The 22000-nt window shown below is 32.1% G+C and carries 17 protein-coding genes; 9 read left to right on the top strand and 8 right to left on the bottom strand.

The features are described 5' to 3' along the window. Window positions 1–53 precede the first annotated feature (53 nt). Window positions 54–1013, bottom strand: a complete 960-nt coding sequence (locus tag LS73_RS07175; RefSeq protein WP_104692199.1) for a chemotaxis protein — start codon at window positions 1011–1013, stop codon at window positions 54–56. Window positions 1014–1132: 119 nt separating this feature from the next. On the opposite strand from LS73_RS07175, the gene serS reads away from it, so the two are divergent. Both serS and LS73_RS07165 read left to right on the top strand, forming a co-directional pair. Beyond that, entirely contained in the window at window positions 1133–2455 is a 1323-nt protein-coding gene (gene serS, locus LS73_RS07170) for a serine--tRNA ligase (RefSeq protein ID WP_034558634.1), read from the top strand. Window positions 2456–2507: 52 nt separating this feature from the next. After that, window positions 2508–5039 carry a tetratricopeptide repeat protein gene (locus tag LS73_RS07165; protein WP_104692200.1) on the top strand — a complete coding sequence of 844 codons (2532 nt, stop codon included), beginning with the start codon at window positions 2508–2510 and terminating at the stop codon, window positions 5037–5039. A gap of 881 nt (window positions 5040–5920) precedes the next feature. On the opposite strand, the gene LS73_RS07160 is transcribed toward LS73_RS07165, so the two are convergent. The 5 genes from LS73_RS07160 to flgH form a co-directional block, all read right to left on the bottom strand. Further along, window positions 5921–7387, bottom strand: a complete 1467-nt coding sequence (locus tag LS73_RS07160; RefSeq protein WP_034558552.1) for a UDP-N-acetylmuramoyl-L-alanyl-D-glutamate--2,6-diaminopimelate ligase — start codon at window positions 7385–7387, stop codon at window positions 5921–5923. Next, entirely contained in the window at window positions 7380–8108 is a 729-nt protein-coding gene (locus LS73_RS07155) for a hypothetical protein (protein ID WP_174887588.1), read from the bottom strand. The genes LS73_RS07160 and LS73_RS07155 overlap by 8 nt, the downstream gene beginning before the upstream one ends. Before the next feature lie 39 nt (window positions 8109–8147). After that, a complete protein-coding gene (locus LS73_RS07150; RefSeq protein ID WP_104692201.1) occupies window positions 8148–9659 on the bottom strand; it encodes a DUF2972 domain-containing protein in 1512 nt (503 codons plus the stop codon). A 156-nt stretch (window positions 9660–9815) separates the two neighbouring features. Continuing rightward, window positions 9816–12113: a TonB-dependent receptor gene (locus LS73_RS07145; RefSeq protein ID WP_158654942.1), complete on the bottom strand. Its 2298-nt coding sequence runs from the start codon at window positions 12111–12113 to the stop codon at window positions 9816–9818. A gap of 241 nt (window positions 12114–12354) precedes the next feature. Continuing rightward, window positions 12355–13065 carry a flagellar basal body L-ring protein FlgH gene (flgH, locus tag LS73_RS07140; RefSeq protein WP_034558542.1) on the bottom strand — a complete coding sequence of 237 codons (711 nt, stop codon included), beginning with the start codon at window positions 13063–13065 and terminating at the stop codon, window positions 12355–12357. A gap of 76 nt (window positions 13066–13141) precedes the next feature. On the opposite strand from flgH, the gene LS73_RS07135 reads away from it, so the two are divergent. From LS73_RS07135 to LS73_RS07125, 3 genes are all read left to right on the top strand, one after another. Next, the gene (locus LS73_RS07135) at window positions 13142–13591 is read left to right on the top strand and encodes a GatB/YqeY domain-containing protein (RefSeq protein WP_233708800.1); all 450 of its coding nucleotides are present in this window, start codon (window positions 13142–13144) and stop codon (window positions 13589–13591) included. Window positions 13592–13899: 308 nt separating this feature from the next. After that, window positions 13900–16143: a TonB-dependent receptor gene (locus LS73_RS07130; protein WP_034558545.1), complete on the top strand. Its 2244-nt coding sequence runs from the start codon at window positions 13900–13902 to the stop codon at window positions 16141–16143. 222 nt (window positions 16144–16365) lie between these two features. Next, on the top strand, window positions 16366–17583 hold the full coding sequence (locus LS73_RS07125; protein WP_052089799.1) for an aspartate aminotransferase family protein: 1218 nt from the start codon (window positions 16366–16368) through the stop codon (window positions 17581–17583). On the opposite strand, the gene LS73_RS07120 is transcribed toward LS73_RS07125, so the two are convergent. After that, window positions 17580–18479 (bottom strand): DMT family transporter, encoded by a 900-nt coding sequence (locus tag LS73_RS07120; RefSeq protein WP_034558546.1) that lies wholly within the window; start codon window positions 18477–18479, stop codon window positions 17580–17582. The genes LS73_RS07125 and LS73_RS07120 overlap by 4 nt on opposite strands. A gap of 294 nt (window positions 18480–18773) precedes the next feature. Then, window positions 18774–19406, bottom strand: coding sequence for a restriction endonuclease (locus LS73_RS07115; RefSeq protein ID WP_081955618.1), 633 nt, complete (start codon window positions 19404–19406; stop codon window positions 18774–18776). Between the two features lie 243 nt (window positions 19407–19649). Between LS73_RS07115 and LS73_RS07110 the strand changes: the two genes are divergently transcribed. The 4 genes from LS73_RS07110 to LS73_RS07095 all read left to right on the top strand — a co-directional run. Continuing rightward, on the top strand, window positions 19650–20264 hold the full coding sequence (locus tag LS73_RS07110) for a MotA/TolQ/ExbB proton channel family protein (protein ID WP_034558547.1): 615 nt from the start codon (window positions 19650–19652) through the stop codon (window positions 20262–20264). A 2-nt stretch (window positions 20265–20266) separates the two neighbouring features. Continuing rightward, window positions 20267–20659 (top strand): biopolymer transporter ExbD, encoded by a 393-nt coding sequence (locus LS73_RS07105; RefSeq protein ID WP_034558548.1) that lies wholly within the window; start codon window positions 20267–20269, stop codon window positions 20657–20659. A 13-nt stretch (window positions 20660–20672) separates the two neighbouring features. Beyond that, window positions 20673–21581, top strand: a complete 909-nt coding sequence (locus tag LS73_RS07100; protein WP_034558549.1) for a TonB C-terminal domain-containing protein — start codon at window positions 20673–20675, stop codon at window positions 21579–21581. Between the two features lie 161 nt (window positions 21582–21742). Then, on the top strand, window positions 21743–22000 hold a 258-nt coding region (locus LS73_RS07095; RefSeq protein ID WP_201273579.1), incomplete at its 3' end, for a gamma-glutamyltransferase.

Genomic DNA, 22000 nt, shown 5'->3' with positions numbered 1-22000 from the left:
AATATCTATCTAATAATAATTAGATGCTAAGTTTCATTAATTTTACAAGGAATTTAAAGTGCTAAAGCCTTTCTCAAAGCATCTTCAATTTCAGATGGATTGGACTTAGTAATAAAGGCATTAGCTTTTAGAGAATGTGCTTTCTCGATATTGGAATCATTGGACATAGAAGAGTTTACTATGACTGGAATATTCTTTGTGTTCTCATTGTCTCTAATATGCTTTAGCACCTCAAAACCAGAGATTAAGGGCATTTCCAAATCAGTTATAATAGCACCAACAGTATTGATAACCCCAGGGCTACTAAGATATTCTAACAATGCTTTGCCATTTGGAAATGTAAAATACTTCAATTCCAGTCTCTCCATGATGATTTGCAAAGAATGCTGCGCAGGCTTAGAATCTTCGGCAATGAGAACCACTTTATCGCTCTTAATAGAGCTTAAACTATCCAACTGTAGTTCATGGTTAGCTGAAAATATTGGGAAAGCATCAACTATCATTCTCTCTACGTCCATGATTTGTACAACCGAGCCATCATCAAACTTTGTGGTAGCTGTAATTTTATTATTGCCATCAAAGCCATACTCACTACCAACTATTACAGAATCCCAATTTCTTTGAATAATTCTTCTAACGCCAAGTATCTTTAACCCAACAGTGCATTGAGAGAAGTTACATATTACAACTAGATTTTTACTATTAATGCTATCTACAGAATATTCCCTTAAGTCTTGCTTTGGATTGCTGCTGTTAAAATAAAGCCATCTGCGCATATCAACAAGAGGAATACTCTCTCCTCTAACAGTTAAAAATCCAAGTATGATTCCATCATTTTCTCCGGCTGTTTCAGTTAACTCACCATCATAATAGATAATTTCACGAATCTTAAAAACATTCATCGCATAAAGTTGGTTACTTTTCTCATCATCGCTATCCTCTAGAGTAAAGCACAGGAATTGAGCTTCATTATTGAGGTGAAGCGATGTAGTTTTATCAATATTGCTTATCACGATAGTTCCTTAATTATTTTATTAGAATAAAACATGTTATTTTAACAAAAAAACATTTTATCAAACATAATTTATTGGTATAATATATTTTAGTTATTTTAGTCTTAAGGCATTAAATCATGATAGACACAAGGATTTTACTTAATGACTTTGAGTTCGTGGCAAATAATCTAGCCAAAAGAGGTATAAATAAAGACATACTACATAATCTTAAGCAAAAAGTAGATACACATAAAAAACTAAAGGCTCAAACAGAACGACAACGATCAAAACAAAATAAACTCTCAAAAGATTTCCACTTAGTAAATAAAAGCGGAAACCCACAAAGCATAGAATCTTTTAAGAAAGAATTACAATATCTAAAAGAATCTATTAAAGAAAATAAGGAGATTTTAGATTCCCAAGTAATAGATATAGAACAAATGTTACTAAAGATTCCAAATCTAATTGACGAAAATACTCCAATAGGTAAAGATGAAAGTTGCAATATAGAGATAAAAAAAGTTCTAGCTCCCAGCAAGTTAGATTTTATTCCAAAACAACATTGGGAATTGGCAAAACAAAACAAATGGATAGATACGGAAGCCGGAGTAAAACTTGCCAAGAGCAGATTCTCTGTGCTAAGAGGCATGGGGGCTAAATTAAACCAAGCAATAATATCATATATGTTAGACTTCAATGCAAAAAACGGATTTGAAATATGCTCCGTGCCAATTGTAGTTAACGAAAGGGCATTGATTGGGACTGGGCAATTACCAAAATTTGCAGATGATATGTTTAAATTGGAGAGTTTCTATGATGACGAGATTGACACAGAAGCTAATCAAGCCAAACCAAAAAATAGCAAAAATACATCAAAAGGACATAATTTATATCTAATATCAACCTCTGAGATAGCCCTAACAAATCTATACCAAGATACAATCATTCCAAAAGAATCTCTACCAATAATGCTTACATCATATACGCCATGTTTCAGAAAAGAGGCTGGAAGTGCTAGAAAAGATACAAGAGGTATTATTAGGCAACACCAATTTGACAAGGTAGAACTAGTAGCAATAACTACACAACAAGAAAGCAAGGCAATACAGCAAAAAATGATTGAAAATGCATCAAAACTCTTGGAATCATTAGAACTACCACACAGACTAGTACAGCTATGTAGTGGGGATATAGGATTCTCTGCTACAAATACTGTGGACATAGAAGTATGGCTACCAGGACAAAACTGTTATAGAGAAATTAGTTCTATTTCAAATTGCGGAGATTTTCAGGCCAGGCGAGCTAAGATTCGCTACAAGGATAGAAACAATAATATTCTAGCCCATACCCTAAATGGATCTAGCCTAGCAGTTGGCAGGACATTGGTAGCTATTATGGAGAATTTTCAGCAATCAAATGGCGATATAAATATCCCAAAAGTCTTGGAAAAATATCTATAAATCAAATAATATTTTTGCTTGAATCCAAACATCATAATCTTTAGGAAGTAAAATGGCAGAAGAAAAGGAAAAGCCTACAAACTCGAATGAACAAGATGATACACAAGATACAGAAGCATCAAAGTCCAAAAATAATAAGTTTAGCAAGCTTATGTCTTGGTTTACTCCTTTGGAAAACTTTACAAGAGAAAATGTTAGAGATTTACCATTAATTAGAATATTAGATGACAAGCTTGGAATTACCACAAAGAGAGTTTTACTTGTTTTAGCTTCCATTTTATTTATTGCCATAATTATAGTTTTATTTATGATTGCATTCAAACCAAAACATGATAACGATAGTGAAGCTATAGCTTCTCAAACACAATCTGATGCAAGTCAGGGAAATAAGAATGAAGCATCTGATGTTAATAGCCCTATAAACAACAACAATGCCAACTCATCTATAAATGATATTTCAATTCCAGATGTCAAGGTAACAACTAAACCTCCAATAATTGATGATAAGAATCTAGAAACTATAATAAAAAAAGCAGATCTTATGTATAAGACAGGGAATAAAGAGGAAGCATTAAGATTATTCAACCATGTCGCGAGCTACTCAAAGGCAATTGCTAATTACAACTTAGGCGTAATAAATGCAAGATCGCACGAATATGAAAAAAGCATTCAATACTATGACAGTGCAATACAAGCAGGCGAAGATATACCATTAAGTGCAATAAATGCTGCAGTTAGTGCATTTCACATTGGAGACATGAATAGATATCAATACTATATTAATATAGCAAATACATATGCTAATCAAGTTAGCAATTTACCGCCCTATGCATATTCTTACGCGCTAAATCAATACTATCAAGGACAATATTTTGAAGCTTTATCTCCACTTAACAATGATGATAAAAACTTCATTAAGGACACAAAAAGGCTAGCAGCAAAGTTATACACAGTCTTTAATGACAATGTAAATGCGTATAATAATCTCAAAGAAATTGGTGAGAAGCAAGATGAGTTAGCCTTAGGACTACTTCTAGCTAGACAAGGAAAATTAAGTGAAGCGCGAGGACATATATTTTCATATCTAAGTCAATATCCAGATGATTGGAATGGAAGAATGGCTTTACAAATTATTAGTTTAAAGCTAGGGGACTTTATAGAAGCGGCACGTCTTATTAGTGAATTCGAAACAGCTCAAAAGGAATCATCAATAGCAAATCCATATCCAATCAAAACTCGTGTGAATCCAAGCATATTTGACGTTGAAATTGCACAACAACAATTTTGGAATCGGACATTTGAACAAACAAACTTATTAACAAGCAAGATTCTCTTCTACTACTCTCCATATCGAGTATTTGATATATCTGAAGCATTAGGAATTATTTCTGAAGGGGTGTTAAATTCAAAGATTAATGCAAACAATCTTGAAGAAACTCACTCTGTTCTTATTAGAGGTGCTACTATATCTAATATAAATGTAAATATTGCAGAAGCACTAAGTCAAATTAACAAAAATAATCTAAGACAGGCAATCAAACTGCTAAATGGACTAACAGAAAAAAACCCAAGTCATGCTATTCTACATTATGACACAGGATTAATTTATGCCCAGATGGGAGATTTCTCTCAAGCACATAAACATTTTTTAAAAGCATATCATTTAGATATGACAGATTTAAGGGCTGGAGTATTTGCCATAATAACAGGCAATCTAATCTATAAAGACATTAGCATGCTCAAAGCAAACATAGCACAAAGCATAGCAGATAGCAAAATCCCACAAAATGAATTGGAATTATATATTAAACTAAGGGATTGGAGCAATGACCCAAAAAAGGTTGGAGTCTATATTCCTGATCCCAATGAAACCAGACCTCTATTTTTTGCCTTTCAATCTATTAGTGCTATGCGCTTAAGAGATATAAAAAATATCTTAACTGGTTTTGAGCAGCTAAAGAAAAAACAGCCAGATGATGTAGTATCAAATCTACTCTATGATTTAGCTAGAAATTATGGAACAAATATAAAAAACTCTGCACTGAATATGCAATATATATTTAGAGAGAAAAATATAAATTTAGACAATGTATTCTATGGTCCAAACTTAGCTAGAGAGCTGTATATTTATGTTGGATTCATAACAGGAAATCTAGAAAAACAAAAAGAGTTGCTAAATTATAAACTAAGCACTCAATCAAAGAATCCAAATGGCTTGTTACAAGCATTGGGATTGTTAAATATTTACTTGCATAATTTTGAGGAAAGTTATACTATATATGACAGGCTGATTAATACGCTAAAAGAGGATGATAGCATTACGCGCTATATGGGTGCAGTAGCTGCAATCGGAGCAGGACAAAAAAATGCAGCAAGCCTACTTTTGCAATTATCCAAGATGGATTCTAATATCAACCATGAGACTAGATATGCGCTAGGATTGTTATATCAAGAGGCGCAAAACTATAATGCAGCAGCACAACACTATAATACTATATCAAATCATGGATTTGAGAATTATGGCTTTGAGTCTGAATTCTTAGATTTTACAATAGATGATGAAAAGATTAATTCTCCAGAGTGAATTACCCCCCCCCCCCCATTTAAAAGTTGTGGAAGCAAAAAACTAAGTTCAAGTATTCTTATGTGTTCTTAAATACTGATAAGGCTTTTTGTTTATAGTCAAGTGGCTAATTCCTAACCCAAACGAATCTAATCCACAATCTAAGATATTAAGACTTGCATTTATCTATATGGACTATATTGCCACAAGATTCACAAATATATTCTCTATCTTTTAGCGTGAAATTATCTTTGATATTTCAATAAACATTACAAGTTTTATTGTGTATTGTGGATTCACTTTCACAAAGAATTTGCCATTATGCTAATTCGTGTCATATTATTATCTCCATAGCATAACTATGTCTAAAATAACTTGATATATTTTAATGCCAAAAATTTTTAAAAATAAGAAATGATGCCTAATCGGCGATAACCAATTCATCTCCCAACTAAGAGGTGAGAGTTTTCTTACTATGGTTTGATAAATATTTACAAATATGAAAATTTATATGCTATTTGGTGCTTTTGCAATATTACTATGCCAAATCTAGCCGTAAAGTCCACTAGCTTGCTATGTGAATATAGGTCTTTAAAAAATGTTAATTTTTAATGTTGAGTTATTTAAATGTATTTTGAGTAATGAAAGTTTAAATATATTTAGAGTTAGGCATCAATTCTTAGAGGAAAATTTTAGATTTGTTGATACCAGAAACTCTCACATTTACTCGTGAGGATGGTGTCATAAGAATAAATGTAGCTTTATTGATCTATTTTAGACTCTTTAGATAGGGCTTTGAGCAGTAAACTTATATAGATCCTTTGTTATTTCAGATTCCTTAATAGTCCAAACATAAATACATAAAAACAAATATCTATTCAACACAAACAAAAATTTGCATTCTATATGTTATTTAGAACCTCAAGCACACATTTCTTGTCGCTAAATGGAATTTTATTATCTTTAAATATTTGCACATCTTCATCACCTTTGCCTAAAACTAGCAACACATAATCTTTAGGCATTTCTTTTATAGCTAAGGATATTGCATCTTTCCTATCTAAAATAACTTTAGCAAAGATTCTACTACAAGCAATATAATCCATATTAGAATCAAGCCCAGAATCTGATAACCCATATTGTGTAGCAATTCTAGACCGCACACCAGCTAATATTTCTTTAGCTATTTGATTTGGATCTTCGCCTCTGGGATTATCATTAGTTATATATATCCTCTTGGCATATATTGCAGCGCATTCGCCCATTTTAGCCCGCTTGCTCTTATCTCTATCTCCTCCTGCCCCAAAAACAACACTAATATTCCTTGTTTTAAAACTCTCAAAAACTTGCTTCATTCCATCTGTGGTATGTGCGAAATCTATAATTATAAGCGGATCTGTGCTTATAACCTCCATGCGACCTTCTACTCCACCAAAGTTCTCAAATAGATTACATACATTTTGCAATGAAGCTTTGGTAATAAGCTTTACTGCTAGCAATGCTGCAAGGGAGTTATATAAATTAAATAAACCAAACAAACCAATATTCAGGGTTGCTTCTTGGGTCTTCGCGTGTGAGCTAGAATTCTGCATAGATTTTCCAAGAGTTTTAGAATCTATGGATTTTTGCTTTATTAATTGAGGCAAAACAAGCATAATACCAGCAAAGATTCCTTGATTTAAAGAATAAGCATTAACAAATAAATTACCTTTAGATTCCACACCATAACTAAATACATTCTTTAGGAATCTCATATTAGCTACACTGCTATCATCAAGATTAATAATCTTTATACATTCCTGATCTCGCAAAAATCTTATCTTAGTCTCTGCATAATCCTCCCAAGTTTTATGATAATCCAAATGATCGCTAGTAATATTAGTAATAATCTTCATAAAGAATCTAAGACCATAGATCCTTTCTTGCTTAATCGCATGTGAGCTTACCTCCATGATGAAATATTCGCAACCAGCCTTAACAGCAATATCTATATCTTTATATAACTCTAATAATGTAGGTGTGGTTAATCCCTTTGGCTTAATGCGTTTTCCATTAATAAACATGCCCCTAGTCCCAAGCAATGCAACGCTACAGCCACTATCTAATAGCAATGAATATATCGCTGCTGTGGTTGTAGTCTTACCATTTGTGCCTGTAACACCAATTATCTTAATGTCGGTATTAAAATAACTATGTAATGAATCTCTTTGTATAACTCTGATATATGCGGGTAAAGTATGAACAAATTGCTCATTTTGTGGTGTTTGCAAAAAGAGATAATCATTAGAATCTTTGCTAAGATTTAATAGTCGAGTATCATCTATGATGTCTACAAAATTAGTATCTTTATAATTGATATACTCATTCATACTTTTTCTTTGAGTTAGCATCAATTATATAATTATTAATATTATTTTTATTTGCATTCCCATCAGCAAAATTATCAGTGTTTGAGTTCTTTTTAATTTTCTTAGATAGTCTGCCATTAATCTTCTTACTAGCCTGCTCTATAATAGGAATAATATCCATATCATAGCGTGGTAAGGAATCAATATAGCTAAGTGATATATCCAAATAATCATTCTCAATCAACAATGACAAAAACTCATAAAAATCACCTTTATGGGTAAATATTATCTTTGTATTGAAGCAAAGGCTACTATACACTTCCTTGAAGTCCTTTGTATTTAATGCCTCTTTAATATCGCTATAATTAATTGCATCATAACTCTCCATCATTGCCTTTTTACTATCTTGCATAGTTTGAGATAGATGATGAGTTTTATTGTCAAATGCACTAATTAGTTGCAATATCATCTTTTGCACTCGTCTCCTATTGGATCTTGGCTCATAGGCTAAAGAGCTCTGATAAAACTCATAAATGCCCATTGCCTCCGAGCCAAAATCAAGTCCCACATCAGATAAATAAAGTCCAATCCTTGAATCCAAATCACTAGTATCTAACCAAAAGGCTTGCTCAAACAAAGCGAATGCTTCTTTAAATTTAGCTTGAGATAGATACATGCAAGCCTTTTTTTGTAATAATTTTTTACTTGGAGAATTCATACTTCTAGTATCAATAACCTTCATAACATAATCCTTAATTTGCTTATGAGAGTATAAATGATTTTAACATATTTTTTCAAATTCTTGATAATAAGCCCATTTTTCCACAATGTCGGCTCTGCGAGACTTAACATCTGCATACTCTAAATCAAAAGCAATCTTAAACTCCCTAGCTAAGTTGATATTGCTTTTTAAATATTCAATAATGTCTTCTTCGTTAAACTGCTTTTTCATTTCAATTTCATCTATTCTAATTAATGCCTGAATATAACCATCTATATATTTAGATATATCTTTTAGCAAGTCTAGCTTAAATTGCAATGCATCATATACATCTTTCTTTGCAATAATTCTAATACCATAAGGATTAAAACCATCATATAAAATTGATGTCATATCCACATATACAGAATCTAGAATTTTATTATCACATACTCTTAATACAATGAGTTCTATATTTGAATTCTTATCGCATACTAGTGTAAAAGGAAATAATGGGCTTCTATTAGAGCCATTTATCTTGGTTTCAAAAACTTCTCTTCGCTTTGGAGAATCAAAGCCATATTTCTTAGACAATGCATAAAGTGTATCAAAGGCTTTACTAGTTCCAATATCTTCAAATGGGATGTAGTGTATATTGGTTAAATTTTTTGATAATAGTTCTATTCGTATTCTTAGAGTATGTTGGCTATTTTTCATACTAGATAGCACATCAGGAAGTCTATCTAGCGATGGTGTGTAAATATCATTTTTACTAGCATAGTAATATTCTGCAGGCAAAATAACATCTTCATAATTATCTCCTAAATTAATGACTGGAATCCTATCAAATCCTTTGTTGCCAAGATGATTGATTAGCGGTTTTATAAGAGAAATTGGATCGCGCACCACACATATAGCTGGCACATTGCTATCAAGTAGATAATATAATTTTGAGGATTCAAAGTTATATGCCCTAGCCCATATGGCAATATATTTATCTCTTCTAAAAACTAAATTTTTAAAATGTGTAAAATAAATATCCCTATCAGAATCGAATCTGGAATTTGTAGCAATATTGCATTCCTCTAAGAAGACTTGCATAGCCCCTGCTCCACAGCCATGTATAGCAAGGAATATAAAACCATAACCGCTAGGCAAAGGCAAATTAAGCTCCCAAGCCAATAGAGCTGGAATCTTAGAATATCTCGCAGTTCGCGGATTTAATAGCGGTGGATAAGGATGATTTGTATTGATATATTTTTCCTGAAATTCTTTTGAACGCACCCAAGTTAGTATGTCTTGATTGATAAAAGATAATTTGATTCTACATACTGCAACTGCGAAGAATTGTCTTATCTTTCTAGAAAGTCTTGTTATAAATCTCTTAGAAGGCTTAATATCTATAATATCAAATAGGGATATTACCCCCCCCCCCCCACTATTTCTTATAATGCTTATGTTTGAAACTTTCATATTTGGATTTTCTAAATCTGAACTATCTATTTTATCAACATCAGTAGTTTGTATGGAAGAAGCTTCCATATAACGTTTAGTTGCAATAATATCTGGTATGTAAATATTAAAAATACCCATAACTTTCCTTAAATAAACAAATTGGCACCTGATTTATAACCCACAATATAGCATATATATCATATAAAGCAATATGCTCTACCAATTTAAAAGAATAACATAAAGAAACTATAAATCCAAAGCTTTGAAAAATCAAAGATAAATGCCAATAATAAGCTATTTTACATTCCATTTATAACGTAGCTGTGCATAAAAGCTTGCTCCCTGCACAATATAGAAATCATAATAACGGTTATTTGTAATATTTAAAAATTGCATTGATATATCAAAACCTCTATCAAAAATATATCCTAATTTTGCATTTAGGCTAAATTGCGCTTCATAATATCCAAATGTATTAGAAAGCACAGGAGAATTCCTAGAATCATTAAAAAACTCTGAAGCAAAATGTGCCCATAAACTAGCATATACCCCGCCTATATAATTTGTATCATTATTTGTTTTTCCAATATAATCAAGTGTTTTCGCAGAAGATAAATGCAAAGCAACATTACCCATATGTATAGGAATATCTGGGAGATACTTACCTATGCTACTAGGATCTGCGCTGTTTTTTATAATTTTAGAGTTTGTTAGTGTATAATTACCCTCAAGACTTAAAGATCCCCAAGTTCCAAAATCATATATTGGAATAATAGCACTTACCTCTACTCCATTAATCCTGCCATAGCCCGCATTTTTGAAGATCCCAGGATCATTAACTGTTATACCACTGCCAGATCTATATATCATATCGAAGAGTTCAGTTTGAAAGTAATACAAACTTAAGTTAGCATATTTACTTTGCAATTCAGTACCAAACTCAAAACTCAATCCAACCTCTGGCTTTAGGTCTGTATTAGATCTGAATTCTCCTGCATTGAGTGGAAATATCTCGCGAAGTGTTGGCATTCTAAACCCAGAACCGACACTTGCTTTCATAAGCCAATAAGATGTAATATTATAGTTTATTGAAGCCTTGGGGCTAAATTGCTGGGTTTGTAATGGCTTTTGATTTTGACTACTGGCACTAGATGAAGTCCCCTTTGAAAATGATTCAAAATTCTGCCAATAGTCATACCTCAATCCAAAACTTGTAGAAAGATTGTCCATCCAATTTGAATCTAGATTCACATACCCTGATGCAACTATTGCTTGAGAACCATAAGCACGAAAAGATTCTCCTTCTCGTTTAGGCAAAATTGGTATGCCAATCAGATTAGTATCTTTCCTCCAATCTGTAAGGCTGTAATTTTCTTGGATTAAATAGTAATAACGAAATTGCAAGGCTGTTGATATTGAATGTATATTGTTTATAGAGAAATTATAGAGAAAGTCCAAGTAATTACTAGAAGTATTTATATCTTGAGTTGTGCCAGGACCACCAAATCTATTGCCACCTTTAGTCAAATCTGCATCCTGCCAAAAGCTTAATAGATTTACTGAAGATAATGAAACCTTGAAAAAAGCTTCATCAAACTCGGAACTATATGAGACATTGCCAATTATGTGTGTATAACTCCCATATCCTCCAAACCCAGATCCTACAAAATAGTCTTTGTCTGTATTAATAATATTGTGTCCATCTTTTAGATAGCTTGTAAAGTCCTTATAATCATAGCTATGATTAGATATGCTAAACATGCTACTAAGCATAGATGTATCACCTATATCGTATTCAATCTTTGCTCTAGTATCCCATATAATAGTATCTCTCCTACCACCATCTCCTATTATTCTCCTACCTACCTTATCTACAAACGAGCCCATCAAATTGCTGCCATTATTGCCACCATAAACTGCTGGGAAATTTGGATAACCTCCATCGCTATTAATCCCAACACTTATCTTCGTTCGCAATTTTTTATCCAAAAACGCATTACCAACGCTACCATAAAATCTTAGGACATTTCTATTAGCAGTGTTTTTTTGAAATTCACTACCATATCCAGCAATAGCCTCTAATTGCAATTTATTTGGCATTGAAGTGATAAAGTTTATTACACCTCCAATAGCATTTGTGCCATAGAGGCTAGAAAACGCCCCGCGCGCCACTTCCACGCGTTCAACATCATAGAGCGAAATTTGATTTAAGATTCTAGTCTCTCCCTCCAAATCACTAAGTATTACGCCATCTAACATTATTAATGTGCCATAATTAATACCTCTTATCCTAATTGATGGACGAGGATTAAATCCAGTATCTCTTTGCACATAAACACCGGCTAGCCTTTTTACAATATCTGCTGGTTTCATATTTGGCATTTGCGTAATGTTTTGCTTATTGATTATGGACACATTGCCCGGTATTTTAGAAATATCACTTGCAATAGGAGAGCCAGTTGCGATTACATTATCAATTATATACGATTTTACTTCATCTGTATTGGAATCTAAGCTTAATGTTATATCATCTTGATTGGCATGAAGTATTTGGGAAACACAAAACATTGTAATTATACAGTAATTTTTCATTGTTAATCCTAGAAATAATATTAATTTTATTAACATTTTAATACTAAACAATATTATCATATTTAATACAACGTTGCATTAAATTTATCATGATGATTTTATATGCTTATGTTGCAATTTAATATTATTAAGGCTCTATTAAGAATAGGCTTAGCCTATTATGTTAAGATAAAGGATTGGATTAGCAAGAATGTATTAATTGAGGTCGCTTAATGTGGTAATTGATGAAGTTAAGATTAAATTAATATGGCCAACTTGATTCTACTGAATCTGTGGTAGGCTTTTTTGTTATAGTGTCTGAAATCTTGCCAACACTAACTAGAGAAATCTTGCTATCTGATATATATTGAGATTCTATTGTATTATCGCGTTGAATATCGTAGGGTCGTATAACTCCACTAATTTGTAAAATTTGCTTTTCACCATTAACAAGCATTTCTTGCTTACCATAGATAAAATAATTACCATTTTCCATAACCTTTAGAATCCTAGCAGTAAGCGTAAATGCAAGATTTTGCGCTTGTGAATAAGTGCCGCCTCCTTGGAAGCTAGTTGCATTATTAGGCTTACTAAGAGTATAATTTACTTGATCATTTAAATATTGTGTATTTGCTTGTTGTGTAGAATCTTGTCCATTATATGTAAGTAATGGCGGAGTTATATTTCCTCCGCTACTACCACTATATTTTTTATCTATCTTGAAGTCATTATTAATATTTTCTTTAACCTTGACTGTAATCAAATCATCAACCCTCATAGCCCTCCTGTCTGCAAATAATGGTCTCTCTCCTTGTCCAAACAAGGAGCCAGGTCTAGAAAACTCTGGCACAAAATCCTTTGATGGCATATCATTTACATAGTCTGGTGGATTCATATCTATCTCTGGCTCATAGCTATGTAAAACACTAGTAAGCAATAATGGCAAAAACCATGTAAAATTTATCTTTTTCATAACTAATCCTTTAGTAAAAGTTGTATAATACAAGCAAATTACATTCCTAATAATAAATCATAAGGAGAAAAAGAGCATGGAAATTGCTATTAAAAATAGAATTTTAAATGATATTAAAGAAGCTATGAAAGCAAAAGATTCCAAAAAAAGAGACGCACTGCGCACATTGCATTCTGCCTTGAAACAAGTTGAAATTGATAAACGTATTGAATTAAATGATGAAGATTGCTTGGGGATTCTAAAAACCGCGTTAAAACAAAGGGAAGATGCTAGAGAGAGCTATCAAAAAGCTAATAGAGATGACCTAGCAGAAAAAGAAAACTATGAGATAAATTTAATTATGGAATATATGCCAAAGCAAATAGATGATGTCCAATTAGATGCGAATTTAAGAGACATTATAGCTAGAGTAGAAGCAAAAGATTTAAAAGATTTAGGAAAAGTTATGGCAGAGGCAAAATCGCTTAGCTCTGTGGCAACAAACAAGAGAATTGCCGATATGGCAAAGAAGTTACTTAGCTCTTAACTATCATTTATCCTTGCTTTAATTACTTCAATACCTACATACATTAGCCATAAAATTAAAACATGGCTTTACTCATTATCTAACATAAAGCTTATACATTGTGCGATGCACATATATATTAATTAAACTGCATTTTTATCGTTAATTTTATAGTTTTCCTTAGATTCAGAAAATTTGTAACACAATATGTCAAGCTTGGTATTACTTAAGTTGTAATTAGTAATATTTTTATAATAAATATCAATAAAAATTGATAGAATAAATACTTTATAAAAAATTAACAAGTATAAAAAATGTAAAGGAAAAATATGAAAAAAATATTTATTTTATCATTCGCTCTTTGCCAAATTATGCTTGCGGTCAATGGCGATACACAAGAAGATGTAGAAATAGATTTAAGTATAAATAATAATCAAAAATATTCCTTAGAGAATGTAGTCGCAACAGGTAGCGCATTAAAAAGTGATGTGGTAAATATTCCGGGCAATATATCGGTTATAGAATCTAATAAAATACGTAAAACAGCCAATACAAAAATCTCAGATATTGTTAAAAAATCAGCAGGTGTTAGGATTGACAATGACGTATCGTTTAATCCGCGTCCAAAGATAAGAATTCGTGGTATCAATTATGGCACTTTGATCTTGCTTGATGGTTTAATACTAAGCGATTTAGAGGGAGAAAATCGCATTATTAATCAAATCTTTTTAGAAGATGTTGAGCGAGTAGAAATTGCTAGAGGTTCATATTCTAGTCTCTATGGAACAGGGGCTATTGGTGGAGTAATACATTTTATTACTGCCATGCCAAATGAATTTGAGGTAAGGGCTAGTATTGGCTATGGAAATGAGTTACAAAAGGGAGTAGCAGATAAAAATGTAGTTAGGCTCTATGGCTTAATTGGTGGTTCTTTACTGGACAAAAGACTAAGGTTAAAGTTTAACTTTGGCTATAAAAGAAGTGATGGCTATTCTAGCTTTCCTACATATTTTGCTAAGGGTTCTACGACAGTTACAAATGCAAGCACTCCAGTAACTGGATTTATTATTGATAAGGCTGGACAGACTATCATTGGCACAGGTGGAGATAGAGCTTATAATATCTATGATACACGCATTAAAGCAGAATATGATATAAGTGATAATGATATGCTAAGTGCTATGATTGGCTTATCTAGCTATGATTATGAGTTTAAGAATCCTATAAGCTTTTTACGTAAGCAAAAAACTGGAAAGCCTACAAATTTAATTGATGGCAAAGACTATTTTGTAGGTTCAGGGCTTGGAGGTAGAGGTAGATATTCCCATATATATGGAACTCTTAGTTATACACATAGCTTTGAAGATTCTATACTTAAGGTTTCACTTCAATCAATGAATTTACTAAGCATTTGGCAAGACGCCTTGCAAGGTAGTGGAGATAGAAATGGTGGTCCTGGCACTACACAAGACATAGATTCTACTAGCAATTATTTAGATATTATCTATCAAACTCAAGTCTTTGATTCTCATAAAATTTCTTCAGGGATACAATTTCGCTACTATGGATATGTCCAAGCTCAACGAGATATGACAAATTGGCTTGATAATAGCACACGCACCACCAATCGCATAAAATTTGGTCAACAAGCCTTTGTAGGCTCATTTTATACAAATTGGGAAGCACAATGGTTCGACAACTTCAATACAAACCTTGGAATTAGATATGATTATTGGCGCAATTTCAATGGTTATATCATAAATAATCTTGTAATGCCAAACACAACTCAAAATGACATAAAAAATTATGAATCTATCTTTAGTCCTAAATTTAGTGTTAGCTATTTTCCATTTTCTTTTTTACTTATAAAATCTAGTATTGGAACAGGCTTTAGAATGCCTACAATACGGGATATGTATCAATTCACACATGCAAGCAACTTTTGGGCATTAAATCCAGATCTAAAGAAAGAAAGTGCAATAAGCTTTGACATAGGAGCAGAGTTAAATACAAAATATCTAATAGGCTCTATTTACTACTATCAATTAGAAATGAAAGATATGATTTATCGTTCAGGATCAGGCAAAATGAATGATCCATGGAGATTTATTAATGCGGGTAAGGGACGTGTTAATGGAATTGAGCTAAATATGCTTATTCCGCTTTTTTTAAGCGACTTATCACTTGAGGCAAACTATACTCTCACAAATGCAGTGATTTTAAAAAATGCAGCAAGACCACAATCTGTGGGCAAGCAACTTGTAGGCCTGCCAAAACATATGCTAAATATCTCACTTAACTACATTCCAAAATATGGGTTTTATGCTTCGCTATGGGCATATTACACACCGCCATTTTATAATGATGATGCAAATTCAACTCCTATTAGCTACACTTATGGTTATTATGATTCTCAATTTACCCTAAATGCAAAACTTGGTTATACATGGCGTATGGGTTTAGACTTATCAGTTAGCTTTAATAATATAACAAACAACCGCTACTATGACTTTTATCAAGTAGAAGGGGCTAACTTCTATGCACAATTAAGTTACAAATATAAGGGAAAATAGCGCAATATTAAAGCTTTTTACATATTGTTAAAATTATATAAGCTAAGATTAACATAATTGAGTTAAGTTTAATATGTTAAACTTATACAACACAAACCAAATAGCTAAGCAAACTAGCATTTATGAAATCCAATTCTTTTTCTTTTAAGTATATTTATGCAATAATTATAATTCTATCAATTGCTTAAATCAACAATAAATCAGAAATCTACAAGGATAATCATGCAACAAACACAAGATTCTAATCATTCAGAGCTAATTGCACAAGCAGAGAAAGTGCTACTAAAAACATACAATAGAAAACTAATTATAGATAGGGGTAATGGTGTTTTTCTTTACGATATTGACAATAATGAATATTTAGACTTTGGTGCAGGTATAGCAGTTTGCGCACTAGGATACCAACACAAGGATTTAAATGAAGCCCTATATAATCAAATAAACAAAATTTTACACACATCAAATCTTTACTACAATGTCCCAGCAATCACTGCAGCAAAAAAGCTTAGCGAAGCTAGTGGGATAGAGAAAATATTTTGGACAAACTCAGGAACGGAAGCAAATGAAGGTGCAATAAAGGCTGCAAAGAAATATGCTTTTTTGCGAGACAAGCATCATAAGCACAATATCATAGCATTCAAAAATAGCTTTCATGGTAGAAGCATAGGCGCACTATCATTAACAGGCAATCCTGTATATCAAGAACCATTCAAGCCCCTGCTAGATGGTGTTCATTTTGCTGATTTTAACGAAATAGCAAGTGTTGAGCGTAATATAGATTCTCAAACTTGCGCCATATTCCTAGAAACCATACAAGGAGAAGGCGGAATTACTCCAGCTAAAAAGGATTTCTTGGTTAAGATTCGGAAAATTTGCGATGAAAATGATATATTGCTTGTGCTTGATGAAATTCAATGTGGTATGGGGAGATCTGGCAAGATGTTTGCATGGCAACATTATGGAATCAAGCCAGACATATTTAGCACAGCAAAGGCACTTGGCTGTGGGCTTCCTGTGGGGGCTTTTGGCGTGAATGAGCGCGTAGCTTCTAGCTCTCTTGCAGAAGGGGACCATGGAACAACTTATGGCGGAAATCCTCTGGTATGTGCAGGAGTAAATGCTGTATTTGATATATTTCAGAAAGAAAAAATATTAGCCAATGTAGAATCTATGTCAGAATATCTAATTAACGCACTAGATTCCATAGTAGAGCAATATGATATACTAACAAAAAGGCAGGGATTAGGATTATTACAGGGGGTTTGGATAATAGAAAAATATAAAAACACAGATATAATCTCTAAAGCCCTAGAACAAGGGCTAATTATCTTACCAGCTGGTGATAATAGCTTGCGTTTTGCTCCGCCTCTTATTGTGCAAAAAGAGCATATAGATATGATGATTGATAAACTTAAGGTAGTCTTAGACAGTATTGACTAAGGTTTAAATTTACCCAAATATTTTTCTAATATACTAAAATGCTTAGGATTTAAGTAATTGATCAAATAAATAGCAAATATTGCAATAAATCCTCCAACTACTGTATACCATTGTGGGATTTCACCAAGCAAAACCCATGAAAATCCCAAAGCGAACACAGGCACAAGCAGACCATAAACTCCTCCTTGTGTTATACCAAGCACCTGCAATCCACGATAATAAGTAGCTGTAGAAAATGTAGTGCAAAATAAAGCAACAACAATCATAGAAATCCAGAATCTAAAATCAGATTCCAATACTCCATCAATACCATAATAAAAAAAGCTAGGCATAAGAGATATTGCAGTAATTAGACTAGAATAAAAACTAAGCGTAATAACAGAAATATACTCTGTGGCATATCTTGAGATAATCATTAATATAGCCCAGCAAAATGCAGCTAAAAGATATATACTATTAAATGGTGTAAGTAGATTTTGTATATTTGCAAATACATTAGTAAGAAAAACTCCAGATAAAACACCAAATGCTAATCCCCATTTTTCACGTTTGAGCAAACTTGATTTACGAATTAAGCTCCAGATGAATGTTGCAATAATCACAGGTAAAACCTCTGTCATAACACCAGCACTACCTGCATCACCATATTGCAATCCTATATACATTAGATAATTGTATATAGCAGTAAAGATTCCCATTAAACAAATTGGGATTATAGATATTTTTGGAATCTTAAATGGAATCCTAAGATATATCATAATGGGCATAAAGCTTATACTAACAATTATGAAGCGAATACAAGAGGCTTGTTCTGGATTTAAAATCTCAACAATAAGCTTAGATAGCGGCCACACAAGCCCCCAACCCATCATGGCAATTATCATTAATGTTTTCATAGCTCTACTTACTAAAATAATGCTAATTCTAACACAATCATTAGAAAAATAAGAATCAAAACAATAATATGAGATTAAATGCTTTATGATATGAAATTAAGTAATAATTAAAATTCAAAAAAAAGATAATTTCATATAATAAATACCTATTTTACTAAAATAAAATATCAAGTAAATTGGCAAATATTGAATATAATTATTATAAATTATACTACTTAATAAATAACCAAACTTATGCTAATTTAGCAAATTTATAAACCTAGTTCAATATATTAAAGTAAATTGATTAAATAGCTAAGAATATGGAATCACTATATATTCTACTTCATTCTCCTCTATATATCTCTGCAAGGCATAATCTTGATTTTTACAACTTGTTACAAAAATCCTACGAACATCTTTATTCTTAAATTTATTTAGATTCTTTTCTAAATACGAAGAGCAATCCCCCATAAAGATTCTTAAATGTTCATGCTTTACTTGTGTCCTCTCCCAATTTTTACATTGTATTAGCGCAACTTCTTTGCCATTATATGCAATCAAATCAATACCATTATCTCTTCTTCCTTCATTAATACCCTTGAAATAAACTTTATAGCCTTGTCCTTGGAAAAGTCTTCCAATTTGAATCTCATATTTATCTCCTTTCTCCTTATAATATGCCTTTTTTCTGCTTTCATTATCTTTTTTACTAATATTAGCGTGTGAATCTTCATAAGACTTATAATCTTGTTTAGCATTAATTCCTACATCTTGTTTGGAATCTTGTGCATATTGTTTAAAGTCTTCTTCATTAGAATCTTTATTTTTAGAATCAAATGGTTTATGATTTTTGCTCCATACAGAAACAATTTTTATAAAGATAAAAAAGAAAAGCAATACAATTATTATAAGAAAGACTTCTGATATCTGTATATTATCTTCCATTCTAACCTCATCTATTTTTAATAGAATTCTATACAGTATTAAAACTTAAGTATTGTTATGCAACACAATACAACCTAGATACATTACTAAGATTTACTCTTAAAATACCAAAACATCATTAAAATAAGATAGAATTATAGTTTTGTTAGAATCTTTAGCAATACATTAGCATATTATACAATATTGGCATTCAGAGTTGCTATACATTCTTCTTATTTTATAGCTTTGTTGGTAGGAATACAAATGGAAATGTTTATTCGCTTTTTTGAAACAAGCGGGATTATAACTTTAATTGTTATTGCGTGGCTTTCAATCTACTTGATTGTTACATTTTGGATTTTTATATACAAATGGTTTATCATCAGAGGTATGCAAGATAGAGAATCTTATTCTCTAGATTTATTGCTATCAAAGGATATTAACATTCCTCAAAGTGCAGTATTTACAAGAGCAAATGGGCACAACATACTCTCAAAAGAAATGCTGCATGTATGGAAAGAACAATTACTAAGAAACGCTAGTAATGGGCTAACATTCCTTAGTATTGTTAGCTCTACTGCCCCCTTCATAGGGTTATTTGGCACTGTTGTAGAGATTCTTGAAGCTTTTTCGCATTTAGGATCTAATGGACAAGCTACATTCGAAGCAATTGCACCAATCATCTCAAAGGCTCTTGTAGCTACTGCTTGGGGAATATTATGCGCGATTCCGGCTTATTCTTTTTATATGATTTTAAGACGTAATATTTCTGTGCTTGGAGTTTGTTTACAATCTCAAATTGACATTGCAATCTCTGCTAAAGACAACAATCAAGAAATAACTATTAAAAAGACTATTCAGAGTGTCCAAAGGAGCTAGTAATGAACGATTTACATCTTGACGAAAAACCAGAATTAAATATTACTCCATTAGTGGACATTATGTTAGTATTATTATCTATATTAATGGTTACTACTCCAGCTATTGTATATAGGGAAGATATAACCTTGCCTCAAGGCTCAAAAACAAGCAAAGCAGAACCAAATAATATTTTATCCGTAAGAATTGATAAGGAAAAAACTGTTTTTGTTGATACTAAGTCATTTGAATACTCAGAATTCTTGGAGAATTTTTCCCTACAAACTGGCGAGTTTGACAGAAATAAGCCAGTATATATTTATGCTGACAAACAACTATATTATGGTGATGTTATGCCGGTATTTGCTAAATTAAAAAATGCTGGATTCACTAAGGTTTCATTGGGAACTCAATAGTTTAGGAGCATCTATGCAAACAAATATTGTGCATACTAACTCGAGTCTCCCGCTTTGTTTTATGAGCGGTGTCGCGGCTTTTATTATTTACTTACTCATGATTATGATATTAATTAGCATAATTTTTCATGTGCGCAAACAAGTAAATATTAACACATATAACACAGAATCTGAATTTATTTTTCAAATTGATTCGGCTATTGAATTATCTCAAGTTATAGATTCAAATCCTAAAGAAAGTCAACAAGAAGAACAAACAAAACCAGAAGAGACTGAAGAAAATCCAGAGCCTACTCCAACACCACAAGAGAGAATAGTCAAAAAGCCTATTGAGCCAAATCTAATTGATGTATTTTCATTTATTCCATCAGAAACAATACAAAACAAAAACCCACTTGAAGAAGAAAAACAAAGAAAAGCAGAAGAAGAGGCAAGACAAAAAGCGCAACAAGAGAAATTAGAAAGGGAGCAAAGAGATAAAGAAAGAACAGAAGCCTTGTTGCGTCAAGCAGATGCAATTAAGCAGAGTGCTCAAGCACTTAGACAAACTAGTCAGACATTTAAAAATAGTGTAAATGATGCAATCCAAATAAAGATTACTGTGGAAAAAGCAAATATTTCAAGTAGTCCAGATGATATGCAGAAATATGATAAATGGTATGATGATATTCAAGAGATTCTAATGCTGGAATGGCAAAAAAATAGATTCTATCAACAAACTCCAACCGGAACTACTGTTAGAATAAAGGTAGATAATTCTGGTAAGTTATATTATATGTATATAGTAAGACCATCACCATTTAATGAATATAATAATGCTGTAATCACATTCTTGCGATCTATGGAAGAAAAAATATTCCCTATACCCCCAAGAGATTCAATAGAATTTAATATAAACATCAATAGTGATTTACGCTATTAATAAATGCTATCAACAAATGTTACATTATTAGAAGTATTTAAATTTTTAATTAAAATTTTTAGATACTTAACATTGACTTAATATTTAAAAAACACTATCATGCAGTATCTCACAACAAGGAAATTTACATGACTTTCCAATCCATTAAAATCAACAAAGCGATGAGTTTAATAAGCACTTTGCTAATCATCTTACTAACCCTAAACTTACTAAATGCAGCTAGCTATCCACCTATTAAGGATATTAATGGCAATGGTCTTGCAATTAGCAGTAGTCAATATGCTACAAAGATAGGTAAAGAAATTCTTGATAAAGGTGGTAATGCCATTGATGCAGCTGTGGCTGTTGGATATGCTTTAGCTGTAACTCATCCTGCAGCAGGCAATATTGGTGGAGGTGGATTTGCTATTATTCATCTA

This window comes from Helicobacter muridarum, assembly GCF_000765805.2.
In the GTDB taxonomy this organism is placed as follows: domain Bacteria; phylum Campylobacterota; class Campylobacteria; order Campylobacterales; family Helicobacteraceae; genus Helicobacter_A; species Helicobacter_A muridarum.
The sequence above is the reverse complement of the archived record's forward strand: the minus strand, read 5'-3'. Positions and strand labels throughout refer to the sequence as shown.